Annotated in this window: 25 protein-coding genes; 13 read left to right on the forward strand and 12 right to left on the reverse strand. The window is 72.2% G+C overall.

Annotation, left to right across the window (positions count from 1 at the left end; translation table 11 throughout):
- Positions 1-12: 12 nt before the first annotated feature.
- Entirely contained in the window at positions 13-756 is a 744-nt protein-coding gene (locus ACT01A_RS13115; RefSeq protein ID WP_445152704.1) for an MBL fold metallo-hydrolase, read from the reverse strand.
- Positions 757-776: 20 nt separating this feature from the next.
- Here ACT01A_RS13115 and ACT01A_RS13120 point away from each other — a divergent pair, with 20 nt between their 5' ends.
- Positions 777-1,157 carry a VOC family protein gene (locus ACT01A_RS13120; RefSeq protein WP_445152705.1) on the forward strand — a complete coding sequence of 127 codons (381 nt, stop codon included), beginning with the start codon at positions 777-779 and terminating at the stop codon, positions 1,155-1,157.
- An 8-nt stretch (positions 1,158-1,165) separates the two neighbouring features.
- Positions 1,166-1,423 carry a hypothetical protein gene (locus ACT01A_RS13125; RefSeq protein WP_445152706.1) on the forward strand — a complete coding sequence of 86 codons (258 nt, stop codon included), beginning with the start codon at positions 1,166-1,168 and terminating at the stop codon, positions 1,421-1,423.
- Here the strand turns inward: ACT01A_RS13125 and ACT01A_RS13130 are convergent.
- On the reverse strand, positions 1,420-1,995 hold the full coding sequence (locus ACT01A_RS13130; protein ID WP_445152707.1) for a TetR/AcrR family transcriptional regulator: 576 nt from the start codon (positions 1,993-1,995) through the stop codon (positions 1,420-1,422). The genes ACT01A_RS13125 and ACT01A_RS13130 overlap by 4 nt on opposite strands.
- 129 nt (positions 1,996-2,124) lie before the next feature.
- Between ACT01A_RS13130 and ACT01A_RS13135 the strand changes: the two genes are divergently transcribed.
- Both ACT01A_RS13135 and ACT01A_RS13140 read left to right on the forward strand, forming a co-directional pair.
- Positions 2,125-2,712, forward strand: coding sequence for a hypothetical protein (locus ACT01A_RS13135; protein WP_445152708.1), 588 nt, complete (start codon positions 2,125-2,127; stop codon positions 2,710-2,712).
- 47 nt (positions 2,713-2,759) lie between these two features.
- The gene (locus ACT01A_RS13140; RefSeq protein WP_445152709.1) at positions 2,760-2,975 is read left to right on the forward strand and encodes a hypothetical protein; all 216 of its coding nucleotides are present in this window, start codon (positions 2,760-2,762) and stop codon (positions 2,973-2,975) included.
- A 12-nt stretch (positions 2,976-2,987) separates the two neighbouring features.
- On the opposite strand, the gene ACT01A_RS13145 is transcribed toward ACT01A_RS13140, so the two are convergent.
- On the reverse strand, positions 2,988-3,398 hold the full coding sequence (locus ACT01A_RS13145) for a proline racemase family protein (protein WP_445152710.1): 411 nt from the start codon (positions 3,396-3,398) through the stop codon (positions 2,988-2,990).
- Positions 3,352-4,011, reverse strand: a complete 660-nt coding sequence (locus ACT01A_RS13150) for an HAD family hydrolase (RefSeq protein ID WP_445152711.1) — start codon at positions 4,009-4,011, stop codon at positions 3,352-3,354. Before ACT01A_RS13150 ends, ACT01A_RS13145 begins: the two co-directional genes overlap by 47 nt.
- A gap of 93 nt (positions 4,012-4,104) precedes the next feature.
- Between ACT01A_RS13150 and ACT01A_RS13155 the strand changes: the two genes are divergently transcribed.
- Genes ACT01A_RS13155 through ACT01A_RS13165 form a run of 3 tightly spaced genes read left to right on the forward strand, consistent with a single transcriptional unit; the run spans position 4,105 to position 7,338 of the window.
- Positions 4,105-5,094, forward strand: coding sequence for a carboxylate-amine ligase (locus tag ACT01A_RS13155; protein ID WP_445152712.1), 990 nt, complete (start codon positions 4,105-4,107; stop codon positions 5,092-5,094).
- 34 nt (positions 5,095-5,128) lie between these two features.
- Positions 5,129-6,526, forward strand: a complete 1,398-nt coding sequence (locus ACT01A_RS13160; RefSeq protein ID WP_445152713.1) for a circularly permuted type 2 ATP-grasp protein — start codon at positions 5,129-5,131, stop codon at positions 6,524-6,526.
- Positions 6,523-7,338 (forward strand): gamma-glutamyl-gamma-aminobutyrate hydrolase family protein, encoded by an 816-nt coding sequence (locus ACT01A_RS13165; RefSeq protein WP_445152714.1) that lies wholly within the window; start codon positions 6,523-6,525, stop codon positions 7,336-7,338. The genes ACT01A_RS13160 and ACT01A_RS13165 overlap by 4 nt, the downstream gene beginning before the upstream one ends.
- Here ACT01A_RS13165 and ACT01A_RS13170 read toward each other — a convergent pair.
- Complete coding sequence (locus ACT01A_RS13170; protein ID WP_445152715.1) at positions 7,283-7,705, reverse strand: MarR family winged helix-turn-helix transcriptional regulator; 423 nt, start codon at positions 7,703-7,705, stop codon at positions 7,283-7,285. The genes ACT01A_RS13165 and ACT01A_RS13170 overlap by 56 nt on opposite strands.
- 88 nt (positions 7,706-7,793) lie before the next feature.
- Here ACT01A_RS13170 and ACT01A_RS13175 point away from each other — a divergent pair, with 88 nt between their 5' ends.
- From ACT01A_RS13175 to ACT01A_RS13185, 3 genes are all read left to right on the forward strand, one after another.
- Entirely contained in the window at positions 7,794-9,248 is a 1,455-nt protein-coding gene (locus ACT01A_RS13175; RefSeq protein ID WP_445152716.1) for an MFS transporter, read from the forward strand.
- 107 nt (positions 9,249-9,355) lie between these two features.
- Complete coding sequence (locus ACT01A_RS13180; protein ID WP_445152717.1) at positions 9,356-10,864, forward strand: Ppx/GppA phosphatase family protein; 1,509 nt, start codon at positions 9,356-9,358, stop codon at positions 10,862-10,864.
- A 502-nt stretch (positions 10,865-11,366) separates the two neighbouring features.
- Positions 11,367-14,081, forward strand: coding sequence for an AAA family ATPase (locus ACT01A_RS13185; protein WP_445152718.1), 2,715 nt, complete (start codon positions 11,367-11,369; stop codon positions 14,079-14,081).
- Here ACT01A_RS13185 and ACT01A_RS13190 read toward each other — a convergent pair.
- The 7 genes from ACT01A_RS13190 to ACT01A_RS13220 all read right to left on the reverse strand — a co-directional run bounded on the left by ACT01A_RS13190 (position 14,058) and on the right by ACT01A_RS13220 (position 20,762).
- Positions 14,058-15,746 (reverse strand): putative bifunctional diguanylate cyclase/phosphodiesterase, encoded by a 1,689-nt coding sequence (locus ACT01A_RS13190; protein ID WP_445152719.1) that lies wholly within the window; start codon positions 15,744-15,746, stop codon positions 14,058-14,060. The genes ACT01A_RS13185 and ACT01A_RS13190 overlap by 24 nt on opposite strands.
- Positions 15,747-15,815: 69 nt before the next feature.
- Positions 15,816-16,139: a hypothetical protein gene (locus ACT01A_RS13195; RefSeq protein WP_445152720.1), complete on the reverse strand. Its 324-nt coding sequence runs from the start codon at positions 16,137-16,139 to the stop codon at positions 15,816-15,818.
- An 8-nt stretch (positions 16,140-16,147) separates the two neighbouring features.
- Entirely contained in the window at positions 16,148-16,984 is an 837-nt protein-coding gene (locus ACT01A_RS13200) for a ketopantoate reductase family protein (protein WP_445152721.1), read from the reverse strand.
- The gene (locus ACT01A_RS13205; RefSeq protein WP_445152722.1) at positions 16,981-17,580 is read right to left on the reverse strand and encodes an LOG family protein; all 600 of its coding nucleotides are present in this window, start codon (positions 17,578-17,580) and stop codon (positions 16,981-16,983) included. The genes ACT01A_RS13200 and ACT01A_RS13205 overlap by 4 nt, the downstream gene beginning before the upstream one ends.
- On the reverse strand, positions 17,577-19,166 hold the full coding sequence (locus ACT01A_RS13210; RefSeq protein ID WP_445152723.1) for an FAD-binding oxidoreductase: 1,590 nt from the start codon (positions 19,164-19,166) through the stop codon (positions 17,577-17,579). Before ACT01A_RS13210 ends, ACT01A_RS13205 begins: the two co-directional genes overlap by 4 nt.
- A gap of 28 nt (positions 19,167-19,194) precedes the next feature.
- On the reverse strand, positions 19,195-20,415 hold the full coding sequence (locus ACT01A_RS13215; RefSeq protein ID WP_445152724.1) for an acetyl-CoA acetyltransferase: 1,221 nt from the start codon (positions 20,413-20,415) through the stop codon (positions 19,195-19,197).
- A complete protein-coding gene (locus ACT01A_RS13220; protein WP_445152725.1) occupies positions 20,412-20,762 on the reverse strand; it encodes a Zn-ribbon domain-containing OB-fold protein in 351 nt (116 codons plus the stop codon). Before ACT01A_RS13220 ends, ACT01A_RS13215 begins: the two co-directional genes overlap by 4 nt.
- A 28-nt stretch (positions 20,763-20,790) precedes the next feature.
- On the opposite strand from ACT01A_RS13220, the gene ACT01A_RS13225 reads away from it, so the two are divergent.
- From ACT01A_RS13225 to ACT01A_RS13235, 3 genes are read left to right on the forward strand one after another with little or no spacing between them, the layout of a single operon-like run.
- On the forward strand, positions 20,791-21,447 hold the full coding sequence (locus tag ACT01A_RS13225) for an NUDIX hydrolase (RefSeq protein WP_445152726.1): 657 nt from the start codon (positions 20,791-20,793) through the stop codon (positions 21,445-21,447).
- A complete protein-coding gene (locus ACT01A_RS13230) occupies positions 21,444-21,770 on the forward strand; it encodes a hypothetical protein (RefSeq protein ID WP_445152727.1) in 327 nt (108 codons plus the stop codon). The genes ACT01A_RS13225 and ACT01A_RS13230 overlap by 4 nt, the downstream gene beginning before the upstream one ends.
- 16 nt (positions 21,771-21,786) lie before the next feature.
- Positions 21,787-26,067, forward strand: a complete 4,281-nt coding sequence (locus ACT01A_RS13235) for a multifunctional oxoglutarate decarboxylase/oxoglutarate dehydrogenase thiamine pyrophosphate-binding subunit/dihydrolipoyllysine-residue succinyltransferase subunit (protein ID WP_445152728.1) — start codon at positions 21,787-21,789, stop codon at positions 26,065-26,067.
- The last annotated feature ends 3 nt before the right edge of the window (positions 26,068-26,070 follow it).

A 26,070-nucleotide genomic window follows, 5' to 3' on the forward strand; every position in this document is an offset into this window, starting at 1 on the left:
TGGGAAGGGAAGCTACCCGGTCTTCTCGATCTTGCTGCCGGGCACGATGTCGTCGCGGCCGTCCGGCCAGCGGACCCAGGCCTTGTGGCCGCCGTCGTAGTCGTCGCCCAGGAGGATGAGGGTGGCGTCCTCGCCGAGCGCCTTGACCGGCTCGTCGCCCTCCTCGTCCAGCCCGCGCCAAAGGCGGATGAACTTGTTGTTCTCGAACTCCTCGGCGACGGTCGACGGGTCCGTGTGGCCGGGCTGGATGACCGTGTCCGGCGGCAGCGCCATCAGCGTGTCCATGACGGAGGACTTGAGGTCGGCGTAGGAGGTCGAGCCGGGCGCGCGCACGCCGCCGACCGAGTTCTTGAACAGCGTGTCGCCGGTGAAGACGTTGCCGTTGACCAGGAGGCCGAGCATCCCTGCGGTGTGCCCCGGGATGTGGAGGGTCTGCACCTCGAGGCCGCCTGCGCGGACCGTCTCGCCGGCGTCCATCGTGCCGGTCGCGGTCTCGACGAGGTCCTTCTCGGCCGGGTGGATCAGCACCTGCACATCAGGCCAGCGCTCCAGGATCTGCGGGACCTCGGAGACGTGGTCGTAGTGGTGGTGGGTGAGCAGCACGTGCGTCGGGGTCAGGTCGTGCTCGGCGACCTTCTCGAACAACGGCTCCAGCGGTCCACCCGCGTCCACGAAGAAGGCTTCCCCGCCGGGCTCGGCCGCCACGAGGAACGTGTTGGACAGGAACTTCGGGTGCATCGAGCGCTCGAGGATCATGCGGGTACATTGACAGCCTCATGCCCGAGCTCATCCACACCTGTTACCGGATCGGGAACATCGACCGCTCCGTCGCCTTCTATGAGGCCCTCGGCTTCGAGGAGCGCCGCCGGATGGACCTGCCTGATGGCGCCATCAACGTCTTCATGGGCATCCCCGGCGACGGCGACCGCCTCGAGCTGACCTGGAACCCCGGCGTCGAGTCTTACGACCTCGGCACCGGCTACAACCACATCGCGCTGACCGTCCCCTCGCTGGAGGACACGCTCGGCGAGCTGTCCAAGAAGGACATCGGCCCCGAGAAGCCGCCATACCACGTCGGCGAGAACGGCCCGCTGATCTGCTTCGTGCGGGATCCGGACGGCTACCGGATCGAGATCATCGAGCGCAAGACGCTCTAGCCGACCCGATGAGCGACATCGGGCTTCCGGGCGATCCGCGCCCGCCATCCCGCTGGCGCCGGGCGCTCGTCTACTTCGGGCTCGCCGAGGACGATCCGGTCAACCCGCTGTACCCGCGCCCGGCGAGGACCGCGACAGCCGCGGCACCGAGCGTGAGCGACCCGGACCCGCTGGCCCGCATTGAGCGCCGGCTCGACGAGCAGGCGGCCGCGATCGCCGAGCTGCGCGCGGAGGTCGAGCGCCTGCGCGAGCGCGACGGGGTCTAGCTGAAGCGCAGGAGCCCGTCGACGCCGCGCGTGAACGTCGCGCCGGCGGCGGCCGGGTCGCTGAGGTAACCGCCGACCATCGCGCCATCGCGCAGCATCACGAAGTGCTGTGCGGCGTCTTCGGGGGTTCGGCGGCCGGCGGCGGCGAACGCGTCGCGAACGACGCCGTGGAACCACGCGCGGTGGGCGGCCACCGCACGCGGGATCGGGCCATCCTCGAACTCCAGCGCGGCGTTGATGAACGCGCAGCCGCGGAAGCCCGGGCGCGCGACCTGCCCGGCGATGTCATCGCCCAGCGCGCTCAAAAACGCCTCGGGCTCGCGGTCGGCCGCGAGCTGCGTGGTGTGCGCCGCGATCGCGTCGTGGGCGCTCTGGAGGTAGGCGAGCACGAGGTCGGTCTTGCTCGGGAAGTGGCGGTAGAACGTCGCCCGCGTGACGCCGGCCTCGGAGACGATCCGGTCGACGCCGACCGTGTTTACGCCTTCGGCGTAGAACAGCGCCGAGGCGCGTGCGAGCAAGCGTTCCCGTGGCTCGGAGGGCTTGGCCGGCGGGAGGTCGACGATCGTGGCCATGGGCCTTCAGGCTACCGGAGAAAGAACGATCGTTCTTGACAACTCGGAGAGCTCTTGGTTCAGTGTGGCCGCACAGAAGAACGAACGTTCTCTCTTGCACTCTGAACCGTCTCGCTTCGAAAGGCCCCGATGTCCGCTCTCCCCTCTGCCCTGCGCCGCTCCGGCGCCTCGCCGTCGACGCCCGAACGAGCCACCCGCCGGATCGCGGTCGTTCGCGCGGCCGCGGCCCTGGTCTGGGCCGGCGTCCTGGTCGCCGCCCTCGGCGACGACGTCCCAACCACGGCGACGGAACTGCCCACGCTCGTCGCCGTGTTGCTCACCGCCTACCCGCTGATCGACGTGGTCGCCTCGATGGTCGAGGCCACGACCGCCGCACCGCGGAACGTCGCGGTCCTGCGCGCCAACGCGGCACTCAGCGCGCTGGCGACCGTGGCGCTGGGGATCGCCACGTTCGGCGGAGATGCCGGGTCGACGCTCGTGGCCTTCGGCGCCTGGGCCGTCGTCTCGGGCGCCGTGCAGCTCGGCGTCGCCCTGCACCGGCGCGGCTCCGGCGAGCGCCAGCTGCCGATGGTTCTCAGCGGCGCGCTCTCGGCGATCGCGGGCGTGACGTTCGCAGCCTCCGCCGGCCAGGACGCCGCGCACCTCGCCAACCTCGCCGGCTACGCGGCGGTGGGCGCGGTCCTCTACTTCGTCTGGGCCGCCCGCACGCGCCACTAAGCTCTCCGGCGATGTTGGACGCATCGCATCGTGCAGCGCTGAGGGCCGTGGCGACCGGGAACGTGGCCGGAGAGCATGCGCCGGCGATCCGCAACCTGTCGATCGCCGGGCTGCTCGCGCCGGTCGAAGGTGCGTGGACGCTGACGCAGGCGGGCTATGCGGTGCTGGAGCTCGAAGGCAGCGGTGGCGGTGCGAGTGATGGCGGCGGCGGTGACGCGGCCGGCGACCTGAAGGCCAAGATCCGCGACTGGTTCATGACCTAGTCGCCGCGCCGCTCAGCGCAGGACGAAACCGGTGCCGAGCGGGTCGCGGGGGTCGAGCGTGAAGGTGTGCTCGCCGGTGCGGTAAGCCATGCCGGAGACCTCGGTGAGGAGGTCGGCGGGCGTGGCGTCCAGCGCGCGGGCGGTGAAGGCGCCGCCCGAGATGGAGTGGTTGGTCCAGGGCGCGGTGTGGCCGTCGGCGTGCAGAAGGACGGTTCGCGCGGAGGTGGCTGAGCCGCAGGGCGAGCGGTCGACCTCGCCTGCGCGAACGCGCGCCGCTCGCCAACCGAAGCGCCGGGGATCTCCGGCACGCCGTCCAACACGATGCGGAACGGCTCGCCGGCCGTGCGGTAGTCGATCGTCCGCGCCGCGAGCCGCGTCACGTGCCGGTTCCTTCCACCAGCGCCAATACCGCGTCCAGCCCATGGACGCCACCAGGCGGCGAGTAGGGCAACAACAACGAGCGGATGCCGAGCGTGACCGCGCCGCCGTCCGCCGCGTGGTCGCCGACCATCAGCGCCTCGTCGGCGAGCACGTCGACGGCAGACAAGGCCGCCGCGAAGATCTCCGGCTCGGGCTTGATCGCGCCGACCTCGTAGGACAACACCACCGCGTCCAACAACGACAACAACCCCAGCCCCTCCAGGATCGGGCGCGAGTCGAAGCCGACGTTGCTGACCACCGCGATCCGGATCCCGCGCGCCCGCAGCGCCTCTAGGACCGGCACCGCGTCCGCGTAGGCGACCCAGCCCTCGACCACGAGCGTCCGCTCGTACAACACGGTCGCCAGCTCCGGATCGACCACCGTCGCGAACAGCCCGGTGTAGGCCGCGCGGTGCGCATCCGAGTCGTGATCGCGCGCTTCGTAGACCTCCACCAGCTCCGCCGGCACGAACGCCGCCGTCGGGCCCGGCCGGCCGGCGCGATCGAGCGCGTCGCCGTGGGCCTCGTCCGCGCCGCAGGCGGCGAGCCATGCCGAGCGTTCCTCCGGCATGGCCAGGGTTCCGGCGAAGTCGAAGAGCACGGCGCGGACGGGCACGGCCCGAAGGATGGCCCATCGGGCGAACGGCGCGCACCGCGATTCGGCCAATCGGCCGTGGTGCGCATGGCGCACAGCCGCCAGCATCTGCGCATGCTGGCGTTCCGCCCACGCACGCGGTTGGCGCCCCCGCTCCAGGAGCGCGGGTGGGCCCCGCCGGACGCGCCCTGGGCGGTGTCGATCTCCGAGGGGACGATGGTCCTCGACCCGCAGCGCTGGGAGCTGGTCGACGACGTCGCGCCGTTGCTGGCCACGCTCCCACCGAGCCTGACGCGCTCGGTGACCGCCACGCCTGACGGCACGGCGCTGGAGCTGCGCACCGGCGCGCAGGCGACGGTCGCCGACGCGATCGCCGAGCTCGGCGCGCTGCGCGGCCGCCTGACTGCGGCCCTCGGCCGGGCCGGCGGCCTACGCGCCGCGACCGCCGGCTCACACCCATCCGCGTCCCAGGCCAACACCTATGCCTTGCACGTGGCGGTCGCGATCCCCGACTTCGGCCGCGCCACGCTCGCCCACGACCGCCTGCGCAACCACCTTGCGGTCCTGCTCGCGCTCAGCGCGAACTCGCCGTTCCTGGCCGGCCGCGAGACCGGCCTGTGCTCCGCTCGCGGCGAGGCGCTCGACGATCCGTCCGCCGACGTCGGCCTCGTCCCCGAGCGCGGCGCCGTGGAGGTCCGGGTCCTCGACGCGCAGACGCGCCTGTGCGACGCCGCCGCGCTGACCGCGCTCGTGCAGTGCCTCACCCACATGGAGGCCAACCGCTCCGCCAAGCGCACCGACCGCCGCGCGCAGCTGACCGACGTCGTCGCCGGGCGCACCCACGCGGCCCGCGACGGCATGCGCGCCCAGCTGCCGGACGGCGCCGCGCGCGACCTGGCCACCAAGCTTGTCGACGCCGCGGTCCCGCACGCGGTCAAGCTCGGCTGCCTGGCCGAGCTGGAGCGCGTCCGCCTGCTCGCTGCGCGCCCCGGCGACGTGCAACAGCGCGCCCGCGCCCGCCTACGCCCCGGCGAGACGTCGGGCGGTCGGCGCCTGCGCGCGCTCACCCAAGACCTCAGCGCCGCCTACCTCGAGCACGCGTAGACCACCGCGCAAGCGGGCAGGGCACAGCATGGTGATGAGAGCGACCGACGCCCCGCCCTGGGACGCGCCCTACAAGCCAGACGCCGCGGCGGACGCCCCGCGCGACGAGGCGCTGGAGGCCAGCGGTGCCTGGCGCGCGCACGTCGCCGACGCGCTGCGCGGCGTCCAGGCCCGGGACCTCCCCGCGCTGACCGCCGCGATGGAGGACGTCGCCCGTCGTGCCGGCCTGACGTTCCCGATCGAAGGCGGGACCGAGACCTTCCACGTCGACCCCGTGCCGCGTGTGCTGAGCGCCGAGCAGTTCGCGACGATCGAGCGCGGCGTCACCCAGCGGATCCGCGCCCTGGACGCGTTCGTCGCCGACGTCCACGGCGAGCGCCGCGCCGTCCGCGAGGGTGTGGTCCCCGAGCGCGTGATCGACACCGCCGAGCACCACGAACCCGGCGCGCCGCGGCCCCCGCAAGGCGTATGGGTCGCGCTCGCCGGGCTGGACCTCGTGCAGGACGCGCAGGGCGAGTTCCTCGTGTTGGAGGACAACGCCCGCACGCCGTCGGGCATCGCCTACACCTTGGCCGCCCGCGCGCTGGTCGAGGACGTGCTCGGCATCGAGGACGTCCCCGCCCGGCCGCTGACCGACACCATCGCCTTGCTGCGGGAGACGCTCGAAGCAGCCGGTGGTTCCAACATCATCGTCTTGACCGACGGCCCCGGCTCCTCGGCCTACTGGGAGCACCGCACGCTGGCCATCCACCTCGACGCCCCGCTCGTCACCCACGAGGACCTCGCGCTCGACGCCCACCGCCGGCTGATCCTGCGCGACGCGCCGCAGCGCCCGGTCGACGTCGTCTACCGCCGCACCGACGGCTCGTCGCTGGCCGCGCCCGGCCACGAGAAGCTGCTCGCCGCCGACGGGCTGGGCATCGTCAACGCGTTCGGCACCGGCGTCGCCGACGACAAGCTCGCCCACGCCTACGTGGAGGACTTGATCCGCCTCTACCTCGGCGAGGAGCCGGCGCTGCGCTCGGTCCCGACGTTCGACCTCGCGGACCCGCGCCGGCGCGAGGAGGCGCTGGACCGCCTGAACGAGTTGGTGGTCAAGCCCCGTGGCGGCGCCGGCGGCCAGGGCGTCGTGATCGGCCCGCACGCCGAGCAGGCCACGCTGGACGCGCTGCGCACGGCGATCGAGCAAGCGCCCGATCAATATGTCGCACAAGAGCTGGTCGCGATCTCCACCCACCCGACCGTCGTCGGCGACCGCCTCGAGCCGCGCCACGTCGACTTGCGCCCGTTCGCGTTCCTGCGACGGGTGGACGGGGTCGATGACGCCCGCGTCCTGCCCGGCGGCCTCACGCGCGTCGCGCTGCCGGCCGGCTCGATGGTGGTGAACTCCAGCCAGGACGGCGGCGCGAAGGACACGTGGGTGCTGCGATGACCGGCAACGGCCTCAAGCCCCTCATCGGCGTCACGACCTCCGAGATGCGCGAGGCGGTGCGCACCGTCCCGCAGCCCGAGGGTGATCCGCCGACACGCGAGATGGCGCTCGGCATGGTGTACCTGAAGGCCGTCGAGCAGGCCGGCGGGCTGCCGGTCGTCCTGCCGCCGATGGACCACGGAGCGATCGGCCCGCTGCTGGACCGCCTCGACGGCCTCTGCCTCTCCGGCGGCCCGGACCTCGATCCCGACGCCTACGGGCAACCACCCCATCATCTCCTCGGCGTGGTCGAGCCGGACCTCGACGCCTTCGAGCTGGCGCTGGCCCAGGAAGCCGACGCGCGCGGCCTGCCGGTGCTCGGCATCTGCCGCGGCGCCCAGGCGCTGAACGTCGCGCGCGGCGGGACGCTGCATCAGCACGTCGCCGACGTCGTCGACGGCCGGGTCGCACACCGGCAGACCGAGGTCGCCCGCGTCCCCACGCACCTGGTCGTGGTCGAGGACGGAAGCAGGTTGTCGTCCATCTCCGGTCCCGGCGAGATGGCCGTCAACTCGTTCCACCACCAGGCCGTCGACCGGCTCGGGCGCGACCTGGTCGTCACCGCGCAGGCGACCGACGGACTGGTCGAGGGGATCGAGGACCCGCGCGACGACCGCTTCTTCCTCGGCGTGCAATGGCACGCCGAGGGGCTGATCGAGGACCCGCGCAACCGCGCGCTGTTCGCGGCGCTGGTCGAGGAGGCGACAGGCGGGGCCGCTAGGCGACCGCAGCCGAGTCCAGCGACGCCGGGGCGTTCGCCGGAAGCTCGTTAGCGAGCACCGCGGTGTAGGTCGGGCGCGCCGCTTCAACGCGGGCGCGGCCGTCGTTGGTGATGTGCGCGTAGATCCCGCGCCGGTCTGCCGCGCACATCGAACGGTGCACGAGGCCGGTGGTCTCCAGGCGGCCGATCAGCCGCGACAGCGCGCTCTGGGACAGGTTCACGGACCCGGCGAGGTCCTGCATGCGCTTGCCGTCAGAGCAGTCGCACGTCGCCAGGCGCTCGAGCACCTCGTACTCGCTGAGCCCGATGCCGTGGTCGCGCTCCAGCGCCTTCTCCAGCGCACAGGAGACCTTGGCGTGGCACTGGGCCATCCCGCGCCACTGGTCCACAAGAGCGGAATCAGGGGTTCCAGATGACATCGCGGCCGATTATACCGGACCCCGGACAACCTTTGCGATCACATCTTGTGCATACGCATTCATTGCATGTGCATGTATAGTCCTGGCCATGGCATCTCCTCTCCCCTCCGCCACCCCCAGGCACATCGTCGGCAACGATCGGTGGACGGCCCGCACCTGGGCCGCGCTGATGCTGCTGTGCGGCGTGCTGTTCCTCGACGGGCTCGACGTCTCGATGGTCGGCGTCGCGCTCCCCTCCATCCGCGAAGACCTCAACCTCTCGACCTCCCAGCTGCAGTGGATCGTCTCGGGCTACGTGCTCGGCTACGGCGGCCTGCTGCTGCTCGGCGGCCGGGCGGCCGACCTGCTCGGACGCCGCCGCGTGCTGATCGCCGGCATGTCGGTGTTCGCGTTCGCCTCGCTGCTCGGCGGTCTCGTGAACGACCCCACGCTGTTGATCGCCACGCGCTTCATCAAGGGCGCCAGCGCCGCGTTCACCGCGCCCGCCGGCTTGTCCTACATCACGACGACGTTCGCTGAAGGCCCCGCGCGCAACAAGGCGCTCAGCGTCTACACCGCGTTCGGCGCCTCCGGCTTCTCCTCCGGCCTGATCCTCGGCGGTCTACTGACCGAGGCGGGCTGGCGCTTCACGTTCCTGCTGCCGGTGCCGTTCGCGCTGTTGATCCTGGCGCTCGCGCCGCGGCTACTGGCCAAGGACGCGCCGTCTGAGGGCCCGCGCCCCGGCTTCGACCTGCCTGGCGCGGTGGCGATCACGGGCGCGATGCTGCTGCTCGTTCGCACCGTCGTCCGTGCGCCGGAAGCCGGCTGGGCGAGCGTCGAGACGATCGTCTCGTTCGCCGTCGTGGCCGCGCTGCTGGCCGCGTTCTTCACGATCGAGAACCGCACGCGCCACCCGCTCGTGCGGCTCGGGATCCTGCGCACCGGCCACATCGTCCGCGCCAACCTCGGCGCGGCCGCGATCGCCGGCTCGTACTTCGGCTTCCAGTTCATCGCCACGCTGTACCTCCAGACGGTGCTGGGCTGGTCGGCGCTGGAGACCGCGCTGGCGTTCCTGCCCGCCGGGTTGTTGGTGGCCTTTGGCTCCACGCGCGTCGGGCCGCTGGTCAACAGGATCGGGACCGCACCGCTGATCGCGGCCGCGTTCATCGCGTTCGCCCTCGGCTACGCGCTGTTCCTGCGGGCCGACCTCGACCCGACCTACCTGACGATGATCCTGCCGACGATGCTGCTGATCGGCGTCGGGTTCGCGCTCGGCTTCCCCTCGGTCAACATGCAGGGGACGACCGGCGTCGCCGACCACGAGCAGGGGCTTGCGTCCGGCCTGATCAACACGTCGTTCCAGGTTGGCGGCGCGATCTCGCTGGCGATCGTCTCCGCCGTGCTCGGCAACGGGCAGGCCGGCGGCCAGGCGTTCATGGACGACGCGCACACCGCTATCGGAGTGGTGACCGGCGTCGCCGCCCTCGGCCTGATCAGCGCCCTCAGCGGCCTGGTCGTTCGCCGGCGCCACAGCGCGCGGGCGGCCGAGGCGCTTGGCGCCTGAGGCACCGACCCACTCCTCCCCAAACCACCGGCCACGGTCCGGTCGTGCCCTCTCCTCCTGTGGGGCGCGGCCGGACCGCCCGGTGTTCTCGTACCCTCTGGACCCGCATGGCCGACGAACGCCGCATTGCCGTCTGCGACTTGGGCTCCAACTCGTTCCGGCTGGTGGTCTACACCTCCTCGGAGTCCGAGGGCTGGTGGCGACGGACCGACGAGATCCACGAGCCCGTGCGCATCGGCGCGGGGCTGGCGGAGACCGGTCGATTGTCGGACGACGGGATCGCGCGCGGCCTGGCCACCGCGGAGGTGTTCGCGCACTTCTGCGAGGCGCTGGGGATCACCGAGATCGACGCGGTCGCCACCTCCGCGATCCGCGACGCGACCAACGCGTCTGACTTCCTGGACCGCGCGGCGCTGCCGGTGCGCGTGCTGTCGACCGAGGACGAGGCCCGCATGGGGTACTTGGCCGCGGTCAACTCCACCACCTTGGCCGACGGGGCGGTGCTGGACCTCGGCGGCGGGTCGATGCAGCTCGTGCGGGTCGCCTCGCGCCACGCCGTCGAGTTGCAGTCCTGGACGCTGGGCGCCGTGCGAATGACCGAGCGCTTCGGGCTGGGCGAAGGCGCCGCATCCAAGAAGCAGTTGAAGGCTTTGCGCGAGCACGTCGGCGCCGAGCTGGAGAACGCGCCGTGGCTGCCGAAGTCCGGCGATCGCCTGGTCGGCATCGGCGGCACGGTGCGCAACCTCGCCGCCGCGGTGCAGCGCGCGGCCGGCGTGCCGGAGTTCGGCGTGCAGGGCTTCATCGTGGAGCGCGAGGCGCTGAGCGAGCTCGTGGCGCGACTGGCATCCGTGGAGCCTGCCGACCGCGCCAAGGTGCCGGGCATCAAGTACTCGCGCGCCGACCTGATCCTCGCGGGCGCCGCGGTGGTCGAGGCCGTGCTGGACATCGGCGGCTTCCCGGCGATCGAGGCGACCGAGGCCGGTCTGCGCGAGGGCGTCTTCTTCGCGCGCCACCTCAAGGGCGACCCGCCGCTGTTCGACGACGTCCGCCGCTCGTCGGTGCTGAACCTCGCCGCGCAGTACCACGCCGACCACGCGCACACCGAGCACGTGGCGCGCCTGGCGCTGACCCTGTTCGACGACCTCAAGGCCGCCGGGCTGCACGACGGCGACGCCCGCGAGCGCGAGCTGCTCTGGTCCGCGTGCGTGCTGCACGACATCGGGATGAGCGTCGACTACGACGACCATCACAAGCACAGCAAGTACCTCGTGTTGAACTCCGGGCTGCCGGGCTTCACCCAGCGCGAGGTCGCGATCATCGGCCAGGCCGTCCGTTACCACCGCAAGGGCATGCCGTCGACGGGCGGCTTCGAGAAGCTCCTGCGCGACGGTGATGGCGAGATCCTGGACCGCTGCGCGTTGTTGTTGCGGTTGGCCGAGGACCTGGAGCGCTCGCGCGACCAGCTCGTCCGCGGCGTCGACGTGGACTGCGCCGACGGCCGCGTCTGCCTGACCCTCCAGGCCGACGGCGACACCCGCGTCGCGCGCTGGGCCGCGGGGCGCGAGGGCGACCTCTTCAAGCGCGCGTTTGCGCGCGATCTGGCGATTACGGCGTAGCGCGGCGCGTCGTTGGCGTTCAGTTCGAGCGTCGGGGTGGTGCGGAGCGTTGGAGAGGGCGGCGAAGGAGTGAAGGTGAGTGGCGTGGCGGCCGCTCGGTGTCGTCCGCGGGCCGTCTCGTGGGCGCGGGGCGGGCGGTTCGGGGCCGAAGCGTCGGTCCGGGTCGTCTAATGGTCGATATACGACGCTTACGCGACCCGGATCTCTGACGGTGCTCCATAAGGGCCGTTTCGGGATGCGGGTCGCGTTAGCCGGAATAGTTCCGGTCTACGCGACCCGGATCGACGCTTCGGCCCCGAACGCTCCCCCCCTGAGCCCGAGAGACAGCCCGAGGACGACACCAAGCGGTGGCCACACCGATCCGGCCTCACTCCCTCGCCGCCCTCTCCAACGCTCCGCACCACCCAACCGCCCGAGCTGAACGCCACCGACACCGGCGCCAACGCACCGCCGGCCCGCGCCGCCTAGACATCGCGCCCTCGACCCGTAGGCTTCGAGCCCGATGGAGCTGATCGGCCGCAGTGCGGAGCTGGCCCGGTTGACGCTGCTGGCCGAGGGCGTGCGAGCCGGGCGCGGCGGTGCGCTGATGGTCGAGGGCGGGCCGGGTGTCGGCAAGAGCGCGTTGGTCGAGGCGCTCGACTGGTCGGGCGTGTTGGTGTTGGGGGCGACCGGCGTCGAGACCGAGATCGACCTGCCGTTCGCGGGGATCGCCGACCTGCTGGATCCGGTGCTCGATCGGGTCGACGCGCTGCCCGACGTCCAGGCCAGCGCGCTGCGCGGCGCCCTGGCGATGGCCGCGCCGCCGCCCGCGGGCGAGGATCGCGGGCTGGTCCTGCACGCGGTCGCCGGTCTACTGCGCGCGGTCGCCGCCGATCAGCCGCTGGCGGTGTGCGTCGACGACGTGCAGTGGCTGGATCCGTCCTCGCAGGAAGCCGTGGCGTTCGCGGCGCGGCGGGCGCAGCGCCTGGGCGCCGGCTTCGTGGTCGTCCGCTCGCTGCGCGGGCTGCCGACCGACAACGACCCGTGGCCGGGCGTCGAGCGGCTCGCGCTGGCCGAGCTGGAGCGCGGCGACGCGCTGGCGCTCGCACGCGGGCTCGGCGTGGGTGACGGCGTCGCCGAGCGGCTGGTCGACGCGCTCGGAGGCAACCCATTGGCCTTGACCGAGGCGCCCGGGCACTTGAGCGCCGCGCAGCGCACCGGCGGCGCCGCGTTGCCCGAGCCGCTGCCGGTCGCCCAACGCCTACAACGTGCGTTCGCCGAGCGGCTCGACGCCTTGGAGGCCCCCGCGCGCAACGCGCTCCTGCTGCTCGCGGCGTCGAGCGACGGGCGCACCGGACCGCTTGCCGCCGCGTTGCGCGCCGACGGCGGACCCGCCGGGCTCGCGGCCGCCGAGCGGGCGGGCCTCGTCGTCCGCGACGCGCGCCACGTCCGCTTCCACCATCCGCTCGTGCGGACCGCGATCGTGGCCGAAGCCGGCCCGGCCGGGTTCCGGGCGGCGCACCGGGCGATGGCCGACGTCACCGACGGGGCCGAGCACGCCTGGCACCAGGCCGCTGCCGCCGAGGAGCCTGACGAGGAGCTCGCCGCCGCGCTGGAGTCGCTCGGCCACGAGGCGCGCGAGCGCGGCGCGATCGCCACCGCGGCCTTGGTCTTCGAGCGCGCGGCGGGCCTGTCGCCGGCGCCCGAGCGCGCGGTCGCCCGCACGGTGACCGCCGCGGCGATGGCCAACGTCGCGGGCCGCCCCGCGCACGCGCAGGCGATGCTCGACGCGCTGCTGCCCGCGATCGACGACCCGCTCGCGCGCGCCGACGTCCAGCTCCTGCGCGGGATGGCGATGCAGCAGACCGGGCAGCCGATGGCCGCGCTGGCGCTGCTGGAGCGCGAGGCGGAGTCCGTGCGCGAGCTGGACCCGGCACGTGCGGCGGGGCTGCTGACGCAGGCGTCGATCACGTTGATGGCCTACGGGACCGTCGAGCGGATCGAGGACCTCGCGTCGCGCGCGATGGGGCTGGCGGGAGCGGGCGCGGACCTCGTGCCGGCGGTCCTGTACGCGGAGGCGTTGGTGTCGCGCGGCGAGCACGCGCGGGCGCGCGTCCTGCTGCGAGAGCGCGAGGCCGAGCTGAACACGCTCGATCCCACCGGCCCCGGCCACGAGATCCTCAGCATCGCCGCGCTCGCCCACCTGTGGATGGAGGACTTCGAGGACTCCGAGCGCTTGTTGGTGTGGTTGGTCGACACCGCTCGCGCGCGCGGCGCGGCGGCGCCGCTGGCGTTCCCGCTGGCGGTCTTGGCGACCGTGCTCCTGCGGCGTGGGTCGTTCGCGGCGGCAATGACCCTGGCCTTGGAGTCCCAGGCGTTGGGCGAGGAGGCCGTCGGCGGGTTCGTGCACTCGTTGACCCTCACCGCGGTCGCGTTCGTCGCCGCCCACCAAGGTGATGAAGAACGCTGCTTGGACGCGTGTGAGCAGGCACGCGAGATCGCCGAGCGGCTGGAGCTGACCAGCACGCTGGCGTGCGTCGAGCAGGCACGCGGGTTCCTAGCGCTCGGCAAGGGCGACGCGCCGCGGGCGATCCACCACCTGGAGCGCGCTCGCGAGCTGGCGCGGCGCTTCGGCAACCTCGACCCGTCGTTCATGTACACCGACGCCGACTTGGTGGAGGCCTACTCGCGCGCGGGCCGGATCGACGAGGCGCGGGCGCTCACAGAATCCTTGGCGGCCGACGCCGCGCGCACGGGCGGTGCATGGGCGGAGGCGGCGACGGCGCGGTGCCGCGCGCTGACCGGGCCAGACGAGGAGCTGGACGCGCAGTTGTCGGTGGCCTTGGCCGCGCACGAGCGGGTGCCGCTGCGCTTCGAGCTCGCGCGAACACGGCTCTGCTTCGGGGAGCGCTTGCGGCGCGCGCGTCGCCGCGCCGAGGCCCGAGCACATCTGGCGGCCGCGCACGAGACGTTTGTGGCGTTGGGCTCCCCGCTGTGGGCGCAGCGCGCGGAGGCCGAGCTGGCGGCGGCGGGCGCGCGGCGGACCGTGACGTCAGACGCGGCACTGACGCCGCGCGAGCTTGAGGTCTGCCGGCTCGTGGCGGGCGGTGCGACCAACGCGGAGGTCGCCGCGGCGCTGTTCCTCAGCGCGCGCACGGTCGAGCACCACCTGCGGATGTCCTACAGGAAGCTCGGCGTCCGGTCGCGCAGCGAGCTAGCCAACCGCTTCAGCGGCTAGGTCGTCGTCGCGGTCGGCGTCGGCGTCCAGGTCCGGCAGCACGACCTCGGCGGCGGGCACGGGCCGGCCGTAGAGGTAGCCCTGCACGACCGGGCAGCCCATCTCGCGCAGCAGCTCGTCCTGGCCGACGGTCTCGACGCCCTCGGCGATCACCGTCAACCCCATGCGGCTGGCGAGCGTCAGCACGGCCTCGACGACCGCGCGGTCCTGGGTCGAGTCGACCAGGTCGGCGACGAACGAGCGGTCGACCTTGACGACGTCGACCGGCAAGGCCTTCAGGTGGGTGAGCGAGGAGTAGCCGAGGCCGAAGTCGTCCAGCGCGACGCGGATGCCGAGGCGGCGCAGGGCGAGGAGCACCTCGCGGGCGACGTCGGGGCGGCGCAGGACGGCGGTCTCGGTGACCTCTAGGCAGATCGAGGAGGCGGGGACGCCGGTCTCGCGCAGCGCGCGCTCGACGACCGCGACGAAGTCGACTTGGCCGAGCTGGCGCGCGGAGACGTTGACCGAGACCCAGAGGTCGCGGCCCTGGGCGCGCCAGGCGGCGAGCTGACGGCAGGACTCCTCGAGGACCCACGCGCCGATCGGGACGATCAGGCCGTCGTCCTCGGCGATCCGCAGGAACGCGCCGGGCGCGAGCAGGCCGCGGTCGGGGTGGTTCCAGCGCAGGAGCGCCTCGCAGCCCATGGTGGTGCCGTCGGCCATGGAGACCAGCGGCTGGAAGACGACGCGCAGCTCGCCGCGTTGGAGGGCGCCGCGGAGCTGTGCAGCGAGCTCGAGGCGGTGCTTGACCTCTTCGGCCAGCGCGGCGTCGAAGACCTCGGCGTGGCCGCGGCCCAGCGACTTCGCACGGCGCAGCGCGACGTCGGCGTCGCGGATCAGGTCCTCGGCATCAACATCAGGTTGCCGAGCAACCGCTACACCTACAGAGCCGGTCACGGTGACCAGGCCGTGGCGCGTGGGGATCGGTCGCGCGAACGCGCCGTGAACGCGCTCGATGACGGCTTCGACGCCGTGGGCGCCGCCGTCCGCAAGTCCTTCAGCAACGACCAGGAAGCGATCCCCGCCGAAGCGACCGACCGTGTCGGCGGCGCGCAGCCGCTCGGTGAGCCGGTCGGCGATCGCGCGCAGGACGATGTCGCCGCCCACGTGGCCGTGGGTGTCGTTGATGGTGGTGAGGTCGTCGACGTCGACGAGCAGGGCGACCGCGGCGCCGGCGGAGCGGCCGAGCCGCGCGATCGCGGCGTCGAGGCGGTCGGTGGCCAGCGCGCGGTTGGCGACGCCGGTCAGCGCGTCGTGCAGCGTGTGGCGTTCAAGTTCCTTGCGGGTCGTGATGTCCTTGGCGACCGCGCTCCACTCGGTTCCGTCCCAGCGCGCCGACCACAGCAGCCAGCGCCAGACGCCGTCACGGGTGCGGAAGCGGTTCTCGTAGCGCGTCGTGCACGGGTTGGGTCCGGTCGCCCGCGCGATCTCCTGGCACGTGCGCTCCACGTCCTCGGGATGCACGAAGTTCAGGAACGGCTCCGCGCTCAACTCCTCCAACGACCACCCCAGCACCGCCTCCCATTCCGGGTTCAGGCAGGTGAAGTAGCCGCGTCTATCCGCGATGGCGAGCAGGTCTGGGGAGCGATCGAAGAACCGCTCCACGTCCCCCTTGGACGACCCCATGCCCCGGTGGTCGACCCGTTTTGCTGAGAACTTGAGCGTTCCCGTGCCAGTTCGGCCGTTTTGCGGCGGCTAGAACTCGCGCTGGCCCGGCGAGATCGTGATGCCGCGCTCGGCGGCGACTGCCTCGACGACGTCGGCCTCTTCGGCCTCGCGCTCGAGGTCCTCGTCGTGCTGACCGTCGCAGAGCACGCGGAAGTTGCCGGTCACGCCGTCGTCGGCGTGGATGGTGATGCCCGGCAGGATCTCCTCGCCCTCGTCGAAACCGAGGCGGTCGAGGTCGAAGTGCGCCAGCCCGATCCCGTAGGCGTTGTGCGTCGGGTTCTCGCGATCGTGGGAGTTGATCGCGATCTGGAAGGCCTGGAGGTTCTTGGCGATCTTCGACGTGTCGGACATGGCGCTGGTCAGAGGGTACCGATGCGCGACACGAGGGTCGCGGTGCGCGGCGTCGCGATGCCGTGCCGCCCGGCCGCGCGCAGGACCGCGCCGCCGATGGCGTCGAGCTCGTGATCGGGGGCGCCGGCGGTGACGTCGGCGCGCAGCGAGGAGGACGCCGCGTCGGGCAGGCCGCGCAGCTCGTCGATGACCGTGTCGGCGTCGACCGCGGCACCTTCGGCCTGTGCCACCGCGGCGACCTCCCGCGCGACCGCCTCGGCGTCCTCGCGGACCTCGCCGAGCGGCGCGTCGGCCGCGGTCGTCGCCAGCGCCAGTGCAGCCAACCGCGACAACTTGGCCCACAGCAGCGTCGGCTCGTCCGCGTTGACCACGACCTCGAAGGGCGCTTGGTCCAGCGCGGCGATCGGCGCAGCGATCGTGATCGTCAGGAACGGCGCCCGGTGGATCACCGTCGTGCGCCCCTCACGGTGCGCCTGCACGCGCACGCTGCCCGCGACGACGTTCGGGAACCGCTCGCGAAGCAAGGCCATGTGGTCGACCCCGTTGAGCAGCGGGACGACCACCTCGGGCTCCCCCGCGATCCGCTCCAGTGCGGCGGCCAAGTGCGGTGCCTTGACCGCCACGAGCAGCACGCCAGGCGGCGCCTCCAGCGCCGGGACCGCACGCACCTGCTCGGTGTGCTCGCCGAACGCGGGCGACCGCACCGTGATCCCCTCGCGCCCGATCGCGTCGACCGACGCCTCCGTCGTCACGAGCGCCGTCGCCGTGCCGGCGCGCGTCAGCTCCGCGCCGAGCAGCGCGCCGACCGCGCCCGAGCCGAGGATCGCGACGGCGGGGACGCTCACGTCTGCTCGTCCTCCGTCAGCCAGCGGCGCGACAGCTTCGGCGCCTCCCAGGCCTCCATGGCGTCGAGCAAGGTGATGGGGTCGGGGTCGGAGAGGACGTGTTGGCGGTGATCGACGCCGACGAAGCGCTCGGCGGTCATGTGGTCCAGGAGCGCGATGAGCGGCTGCCAGAAGCCGTCGACGTCGAGCAACCCAATGGGCTTGCGATGCAGGCCGAGCTGCGACCACGACAACATCTCGACGACCTCTTCGAGCGTGCCGATGCCGCCGGGCAGGACAAGGAAGGCGTCGGAGAGGTCGGCCATCAGCATCTTGCGCTCGTGCATGGTCTCGACGACGCGCAGGTCGGTCACGCCGTGGTGGGCGATCTCCTTGTCGTCCAAGAACTTCGGGATGACCCCGGTGACGTTGCCCCCGGCCTCCAGCGCCGCGTCGGCCAGCACGCCCATCAGCCCGAGCGATCCGCCGCCGTAGACGACGTCGGACCCGCGCGCGGCGAGCTCGGTGATCGCCGCGTGGGAGACCGAGGTGTAGGCGTCGCTCGCGCCGGGCGCCGAGCCGGCGTAGACGCAGACGCGGGTGAAACGCCCGCTCATGCGTCGACCAGAACGCCGGGGTTCAGCACGCCCGCGGGATCGACCGCGGCCTTGGCAGCGCGCAATGCCGCGGCGAAGAGGTCCGGGCGCTGGAGGTCGTACCACTCGCGGTGGTCGCGCCCGACCGCGTGGTGGTGGGTGATCGTCCCGCCCGCGGCGAGGATGGCGTCGGAGGCTGCGCGCTTCATGGCCTCCCACTGTGCCAGCTCATCGCCGCGGCGCGCCGGCGCGAGGACCGTGAAGTACGGCGCCGGTCCATCGGGATACACGTGCGTGAGCCGACAGGTCACACGGCAGGGCTCGCCGAGCGCTTCGCGCGTCGCCGCGCTGACCGCCGCGTGGAACGCGGGCCAGCGGTCCCAGGTGATCGCGGTCTCGAAGGTGTCGCTGAGGATGCCGAGCTGCAACAGCGCGTCACGGAGGTAGGGCATCGCGAGGAAGGCCTCGCGCCAGGCGCCAACGGCGCCGCCGCCGGAGCCAGACCCGGAAGCCTCGTCGTGCTCGCCGCCGTGGCCTCGCGCGATCGCCAGCGCCCGCTGGAGCGAGTGGTCGACGTCGTGGTCGGTCGACTCGAAGCCGAGGACGAGCACGGAGTGCGATCCATCGCCCGCGCCGGTCTGCTGGGCCTCCAGCGCGTCGACCAAGCGGCAGTTCGCCGGGTTCAACCCGGACTGCGCGATCTCGCGCACCGCCTCGCAGCCGTTCATGAAGTCCTTGAACCGCACGGCCCGCGCGGCGCGGTGCGTCGGCTTGGGCTGCACCCGCACCCACGCCTCGGTGATCACGCCGAGGATCCCCTCCGACCCCAACAACATGCGATCCGGCGACGGCCCGGCGCCGGAACCCGGCAGCCGGCGCGACTCCCACGCACCCGACGGCGTGATCGCCCGCACCGACTCGACCAGGTCGTCGATGTGGGTCCAGACCGTCGCGAAGTGCCCGCCCGCGCGCGTCGCGATCCAGCCACCGAGCGTCGAGAGCTCGAACGACTGCGGGAAGAACCGCATCGTCATCCCGTGCTCGGCGAGCTGCGCCTCCAGCGCCGGCCCGGCGACGCCAGCCTGGATCCGCGCCGCGCGCGACACCGGATCGACTTCTACAACTCGGTCCAACCGCGACAGGTCGAGCGAGACCACGCCGAGGCGATCGGCGGGGACCTTCGGCTCGACCCCGCCGCAGACGCTCGTCCCGCCGCCGAACGGGATCACCGCGACGTCCTCGCGCGCCGCCCACTCCAGCGTCGCTTCCACATCATCTTCCGACGCGGCGAACACGACCGCGTCCGGTGGATGGTCGACCTGCCCGCGGAACGCCCGCAGCGTGTCCGGGAACGACCGGCCGTAGGCGTGCTCAATCCGATCGCGCGGATCGGTCGACCAGCCCTCGATCCCGTCAGGGCGCGGGAACCGCGTCTCCGGGAGCGAGATCGACGACAACTCGACCGGCGCCTCGACCGCGCCGCTCAGCGGGAACCCGAGCACATCGGAGACCAACGGCGCGAGCGACGCGGCGTCGACCTTCGCGTCCTCGAAACCCCAGCCCCACCATGATCGGCGGCGGTGCAGGTGCGGGGTGACGGAGCTCATCGCGGCATCATCGCCGGTGTGGCGGCCGTCAGCGCGCGCTGCGCGACGGAGTGCCCGCGCGACGGCGGCGGCCCATCACGGCGCCGGCGGGCTCGCGCAGGCGGGAGACCTTCACGCGGGGCCGGTCGCTGGCGGCATCTTCTGAGCCGAGGAGGAGCGTGGCCTGCGTAGAGAGGACGCCGCCGTTGCCATGGGCCAAGACCACGTCCTTGCCGGCGTCGCGGATCTCGCGGATGGCTTCGACGATCAGCGGCAGGCCGTTCATGCCGGGATGGCCGTAGCTCAGCCCGCCGCCGCTGGTGTTCACGCGCAGCCGGCCGCCGGGCCCGATCCCGCCGTCCTCGACGAACGGCCCGCCGTCGCCCTTCGCGCAGAACCCCAAGTCCTCCAAGAACAGGATCGGCGTGATCGTGAAGGCGTCATACAGCTGCGCGCTCTCCACATCGGCCGGCCGCAGCCCCGCCTCGGCGAAGGCGCGCGCGCCGCTCTCGACGGCCGCCGTCCGCGTCAGGTCGGGCATCGAGGAGATGTGGCGGTGCGTCTGCGCCTCGGCGGCGCCGAGCACGAAGACCGGCGGCCGGCGCAGCGCACGGGCGCGGTCGGCGCTCGTGACGACGATCGCCGCGCCGCCGTCGGTCACCAGGCAGCAGTCGCGCACGCCGAACGGCTCGCAGACGCGCGGCGAGGCCAACACGTCGTCGATCGACAGCGGCTTGGTGTGCCAGGCCGGCGCGCCCCGCCGCGCCGCCCACTCCCGCGCGCTCACCGCCACCGCCGCGAGCTGCTCCGGCGTCGTCCCGAACGCGTGCATGTGCCGCGCCGCCGCCAGCGCGTAGGCCGCTACCGGCAACGGCGGCGCGTAGGGCTCCTCGAACGGCGAGCGCTCCTGCACCGACGCCGTCGCCCGGCCGACCGTCCGCTGCGTCGACCCGTAGGCGATCAGCGCGATCTCGCACTGCCCGGCCGCGATCGCCGCACGTGCGTGGTTGACGTGGGCCATCGGCGACGCGCCGCCGATCATCGTGGAGTCCTGCCAGCGCGGCGTGATCCCGAGCTGCTCGCTCAACGTCACCGACGCCCACGGGATCTGGGTCGCGCTGGCGAACACGCCGTCGACGTCCTCGACGGTCAACCCCGCGTCGGCCAGCGCGGCCAGCGACGCCTGCACCATCACGTCGGCCGCCGAGAGCCCGGGCAGCGCCTCGCCCCACTGCGCCTCCGCCGCGCCCACCACCGCGACGCCGGTCACGCAGCCGCCTCCGCCGCGACGAACACCGGCACCGGCGGATCACCCTCGCGCCAGGCCACTTCTACTCGCGCGCCTATGACGATCGGCACAGCCTCGTCGCCGTCGACCGCGCTCATCATCCGGAAGCCCTCGTCGAGGTCCACGAGCACGATGTTGTACGGGTCGCTTTCACCCCGCGGATGCGCCACGGTCACCGCGTACACGGTTCCGCGCCCAGCGCTCACGCGCCATTGCAAGCCATCGCCCACGCGCGGCGGGAACACCGGTCGTCCCTGCGTATCGACCTGGTAGGCGAGCTCCTGCCGGCGGCAGTGATCCCAATAGACGTCCGTGGGCGCGCGCTCCAAACCGCCGCCAGCGTACCCTTCAAGACGAATGACGCAAGCGCAGGCACCCGCGCTGCTCGCTCGGGGTCCCTGGGACGCCGAGCAGGTGCGCGCGGTCTGGCTCGACGAGACCTTCGTCGCCGAAGACGCGAAGGTCGACGCGGCCGACGCCGCGATCGCCGCCCTGCGCGACCGCGGCTCGCCGTCGCACGACGGCACCGCGGCGCGCCTCGCGCACTTCACCACCACCGAGGACGGCGCGCTGTGCATGGAGCTCCAACGCACGCGCTGGGCGCTGCGACTGGTCGACGGCGACGCCTCGGCGTCAATGTCCGCGCTCTGCGTCATCCGCGACTCCGAGGGACGCTGGCTCGCCGGCCGGCGAGCCCTCTGGCTCGCCACGTGGGCCGGTCGTTGGGCGCTCGGCGCCGGCGGCGCGGTCGACGAGGACGAGTCGCCGTTCACCACGCTCACGCGCGAGCTCGACGAGGAGTGGTCGGTAACCGCCGAGCGCGTCCGCGGCGAGGCCCTCGTGCGTCTGCCGCACAACGCCATCATGTTCATCGGGCAGGCGTGGCTGCCCGCGGGCGCCGAGGTCACCCCCGACCACGAGCACGACGCCTACGCGTGGTGGCCTGCCAACGTCGACGACTGGCCCGACGAGGCCGACGAGCCGCTGCGCCTCATGGCGCGGCTCCTGCAGTGACCACCGCCACGCGCTTCACCCCGTCGTTCACGACGCTCAAGTACCTGTCGTTCGCCCACTCGACCGTCTACGCGATCCTGCTGACGGTCTGGCTGGTCCCCGGGCTGCACGGGCTGGAGTTCGTGTTTGGGCTTGCCCACGGAGTGGGTTGGATCCTGATGTGCGTGTTGTGCATCGAAGCTTTGCGTGCACGCGTCATTTCGCTGCAACTTGCCGTTGCGGTGGCCGTAATAGGTGCTGTGGGTCCGTTCGTCGGGAGCTTCGAGTTCGTGCGCGAATCGCGGCGCCGCAACCTAACCGTCGCTAACAAGAACCAGCGCTAGAGTCAAGAGAACAGAAATGGCCGTCGAAGCCGCAGTGATCGAGGTCACCCTGCCCGCCATGGGCGAGTCGGTGACGGAAGGCACCATCCTGGAGTGGCACAAGCAGGAGGGTGACACCATCGAGGCCGACGAGATCATCGTCGAGGTCTCGACCGACAAGGTCGACGCGGAGGTGCCCGCTCCAGCGAGCGGAACCATCGTGAAGATCCACTTCGCGGAGGGCGACACCGTTTCGGTCGGCGCCGTGCTCGCGGAGATCGCCCCGGGCGGCGGCGGATCGAGCAACGGCTCTCCGTCCAACGGGAGTGGTGCGCCCGCAGCCGACGCTGCGGCCGCCGAGGCTGACGACGACGCCGGCGCCACCGTCGAGATCATCGACATCGAGACCCCGGCCGGCGGCGAGTCCGTCACCGAGGGCACCATCTTGGAGTGGGCGGTCAAGGTCGGCGACACGGTCGAGGACGGCGACACCGTCGTCGAGATCTCCACCGACAAGGTCGACATGGAGCTGCCGGCGCCGTCGGCGGGCACGGTCACCGAGATCCTCGCCGAGGAGGGCGCGACGGTCACCGTCGGCCAGGTCATCGCGCGCATGCAGGTCGGCGCGGGCGCCGCGAAGAAGCCGGCGGGCGACGCTCCGGCCGCCGGCAACGGCGCCGCTGCGGCCGCCGCTCCGAGCGCAGCCGCCACGCAGACCGACGCCAACGCCACCCCCGTCGCCGCGCGCGTCGCCGCCGCCGAGGGCGTCGACCTCGCCAACGTCAGCGGCACCGGCCCGCGCGGGAAGATCACCAAGGACGACGTCCTGTCCTTCGACCCGGCCACCCTGGTCGGCAAGCGCACGGTCCTCAAGGGCGCCGCCGCGATGCTCGCCCGCTACATGGACGAGTCGCGCGAGATCCCGACCGCGACCTCGTTCCGCACCATCACGGTCACGACGATGGACGCGCGGCGCAAGCAGCTCAAGGAGGCCGGGCAGAAGGTCTCCTTCACGCATCTCATCGCCTACGCCATCTCGCTGGCCGCCCAGCAGGACATGCCGGTCATGTCCCATCACTTCGACACGGTCGACGGCAAGCCCACGCGGATCGACGACGAGGCCGTCAACCTCGGCATCGCCGTGGACGTCGAGAAGAAGGACGGCTCGCGCACCCTGATGGTGCCGGTCATCCGCGACGCTGGCCGCCTGTCGTTCAAGGACTTCAAGAGCGCCTTCGACGCGCTCATCGCCAAGGCGCGCGAGAACAAGCTCGGTGCCGACGACCTCGTCGGGGCCAACATCCAGCTGACGAACCCCGGCGGCATCGGCACGATCGCCAGCGTCCCGCGCCTGATGAAGGGCAACGGCACGATCGTCGCCACGGGTTCGATCGCCTACCCGGTCGGCCTCGGGAACATCGGCGACATGATCGGCGCCGAGAAGGTCATGACCATGACCTCCACCTACGACCACCGCATCATCCAGGGTGCGGAGTCGGGCCGGTTCCTGCAGGTCGTCGAGACCTACCTCCAGGGCGAGAACGGGTTCTACGACGGCGTCTTCGCCTCGCTCGGCGCCGCCCTCGGCCCGGCACCCACGCCGCCGGCGCCCGCCGCCGCCGCGGCCGCCGCGCGCGAGTCGCGGACGATCGAGCGCCGCGCCAACCACATCGACGAAGAGCTGCTGCAGGCCGTCCAGGCCGCGACGTCGCTGCTGAAGGCGCACCGCACGCACGGCCACCTCGCCGCCAAGCTCGACCCGCTAGGCACCGAGCCCGAGGGCGACCCGGCGCTCGACCCGGACACGGTCGGCCTCACCGGCGAGTTGATGGCCAAGATCCCGGCGCGAATCCTGCGCATGCACGTGCCGGGCGCGACGCTGGCCGACGCGCTGCCGCACCTGCGCGAGACCTACTGCGGGACGATCGCCTACGAGATCGAGCACATCGCCTCGCACCGCCAGCGCACCTGGCTGCGCGAGCGGATCGAGGGCGGCGAGTTCCGCAAGCCGTTGACCAACGAGGAGCAGAAGGCGCTGCTGACGCGCCTGATCGAGGTCGACGCGTTCGAGCGCTTCATGCACAAGGCCTACCTCGGCCAGAAGCAGTTCTCGATCGAGGGCCTCGACATGACGGTCCCGATCATCGACGAGGCGATTCAGCTCGCGGCCGCGCACGGCGCGCGCGAGGTCGTCGTCGGCATGGCGCACCGTGGGCGACTCAATGTCCTTGCCCACAACCTGGGCCGGCCGTACGAAACGATCTTCGCGGAGTTCGAGGGTGCCTCCACGCTGGAGGCCGTCACGACGATCCCGCAGGGCGGCACCGGCGACGTCAAGTACCACCACGGCGCGCAGGGCAGCTACCAGCTCCCCAACGGCGAGTCCGTGTTGGTGAACTTGGAGTCCAACCCCTCGCACTTGGAGTTCGTCCACCCGGTCGTGCTCGGCGCCGCCCGCGCCGCGCAGACCACGCGCCAGGGCCCGCACGCCCACCGCGACACCGACGCGGCGATGCCGATCGTCCTGCACGGCGACGCGGCCTTCCCGGGCCAGGGCGTCGTGGCGGAGGGCCTCAACCTCCAGGCGATCGACGGCTACAAGGTCGGCGGCGCGCTGCACCTGATCCAGAACAACCAGGTCGGCTTCACCACCGACCCGGAGGACGCGCGCTCCACGCGCTGGGCGTCTGACCTGGCCAAGGGCTACGACGTCCCGATCATCCACGTCAACGCCGACGACGTGCAGGCGTGCATCAGCGCCGTGCGCCTGGCCTTCGCCTACCGCGAGGAGTTCGGCCACGACGTCGTCATCGACCTGATCGGCTACCGCCGCTTCGGCCACAACGAGGCCGACGAGCCCGCGTACACGCAGCCCGAGATGTACGCCAAGATCAAGAGCCACAAGCGCGCGGCCGAGATCTGGTCCGAGCGCCTGGTCGCCGACGGCGTCGTCACCCAGGACGAGGTCGAGGCCCAGCGCCAGCAGATCTGGGACAAGCTCACCGCGCTGCACGCCGAGCTGAAGAACAAGATCAAGGCGGCCGAGGCGGCCGGCGGCGTGACGCAGCAGACCGGCGAGTACCAGCTCGACCGCTCGCCGTCGCCCGACGTGCCGACCGCGGTGAGCGCCGATCGCCTGCGCTCCTTGAACGAGGAGCTGCTGACGACGCCGGAGGGCTTCACGGTCCACCCGAAGCTCGTCAAGCAGCTGGAGCGCCGCCGCGCGGCCTTGGGCACCGAGGGCGGCATCGACTGGGCGCACGCCGAGCAGTTGGCCTACGCCTCGCTGCTGACCGAGGGCACGCCGATCCGCCTGACCGGCCAGGACGTCGAGCGCGGCACGTTCTCCCAGCGCCACCAGGTCCTGCACGACGCCAAGACCGGCCAGACCGTCTGCCCGATCCAGTCGCTGCCGGGCGCGCTGGCGCCGTTCGAGTTGCACAACTCGCCTTTGAGCGAGATCGCCTGCCTGGGCTTCGAGTACGGGTACTCGGCCGAGGCGCCCGAGACGCTGGTCCTCTGGGAGGCGCAGTTCGGCGACTTCGCCAACAGCGCCCAGGTGATCATCGACCAGTTCATCATCAGCGGCCTGGCCAAGTGGGGCCAGACGTCGCGGCTGACGATGCTGCTGCCGCACGGCTACGAGGGCTCGGGCCCGGAACACTCCTCCGCCCGCATCGAGCGCTTCCTGCAGCTGGCCGCCGAGGGCAACATCCGCGTCGCGAACCTGACGACGCCGGCGCAGTACTTCCACCTGCTGCGGCGCCAGGCGCGGATCACCAAGCAGCGTCCGTTGGTGATCTTCACGCCGAAGTCGCTGCTGCGCCTGCCGCAGGCGACCAACCGGATCGAGCACCTCGCCGAGTCGAAGTTCTTCCCGGTGCTGGGCGAGCCGCGCGTGCCGATCGAGAAGGTCAAGCGGCTGGTGCTCTGCACGGGCAAGATCTACTACGACCTGGTCTCGCACCCGAGCCGCGCCGACAACGAGTCGGTCGCGATCGGCCGGATCGAGTTGTTGTATCCCTTCCCGGAGGGCCAGGTCCTGGAGCTCATCAACACCTACCCGAACCTTGAAGAGGTCGTGTGGGTGCAGGAGGAGCCGCGCAACATGGGCGCCCGCGCGCACATGTCGCCGCGCCTGCTGCAGGTGCTGCCCGACGACATCGCGTTCGGGTACATCGGCCGCCCGGAGCGCGCCAGCCCGGGCGAGGGCTACCCGGCCGCCCACACCGCCGAGCAGAACCGCATCCTGCGGACCGCGCTCGACGTGTCGGTGCCGGTGAGCATGTACCCCATCAAGACGCCCGGCGAGCGCTAGGCC

It is taken from the genome of Baekduia sp. Peel2402 (assembly GCF_052567285.1).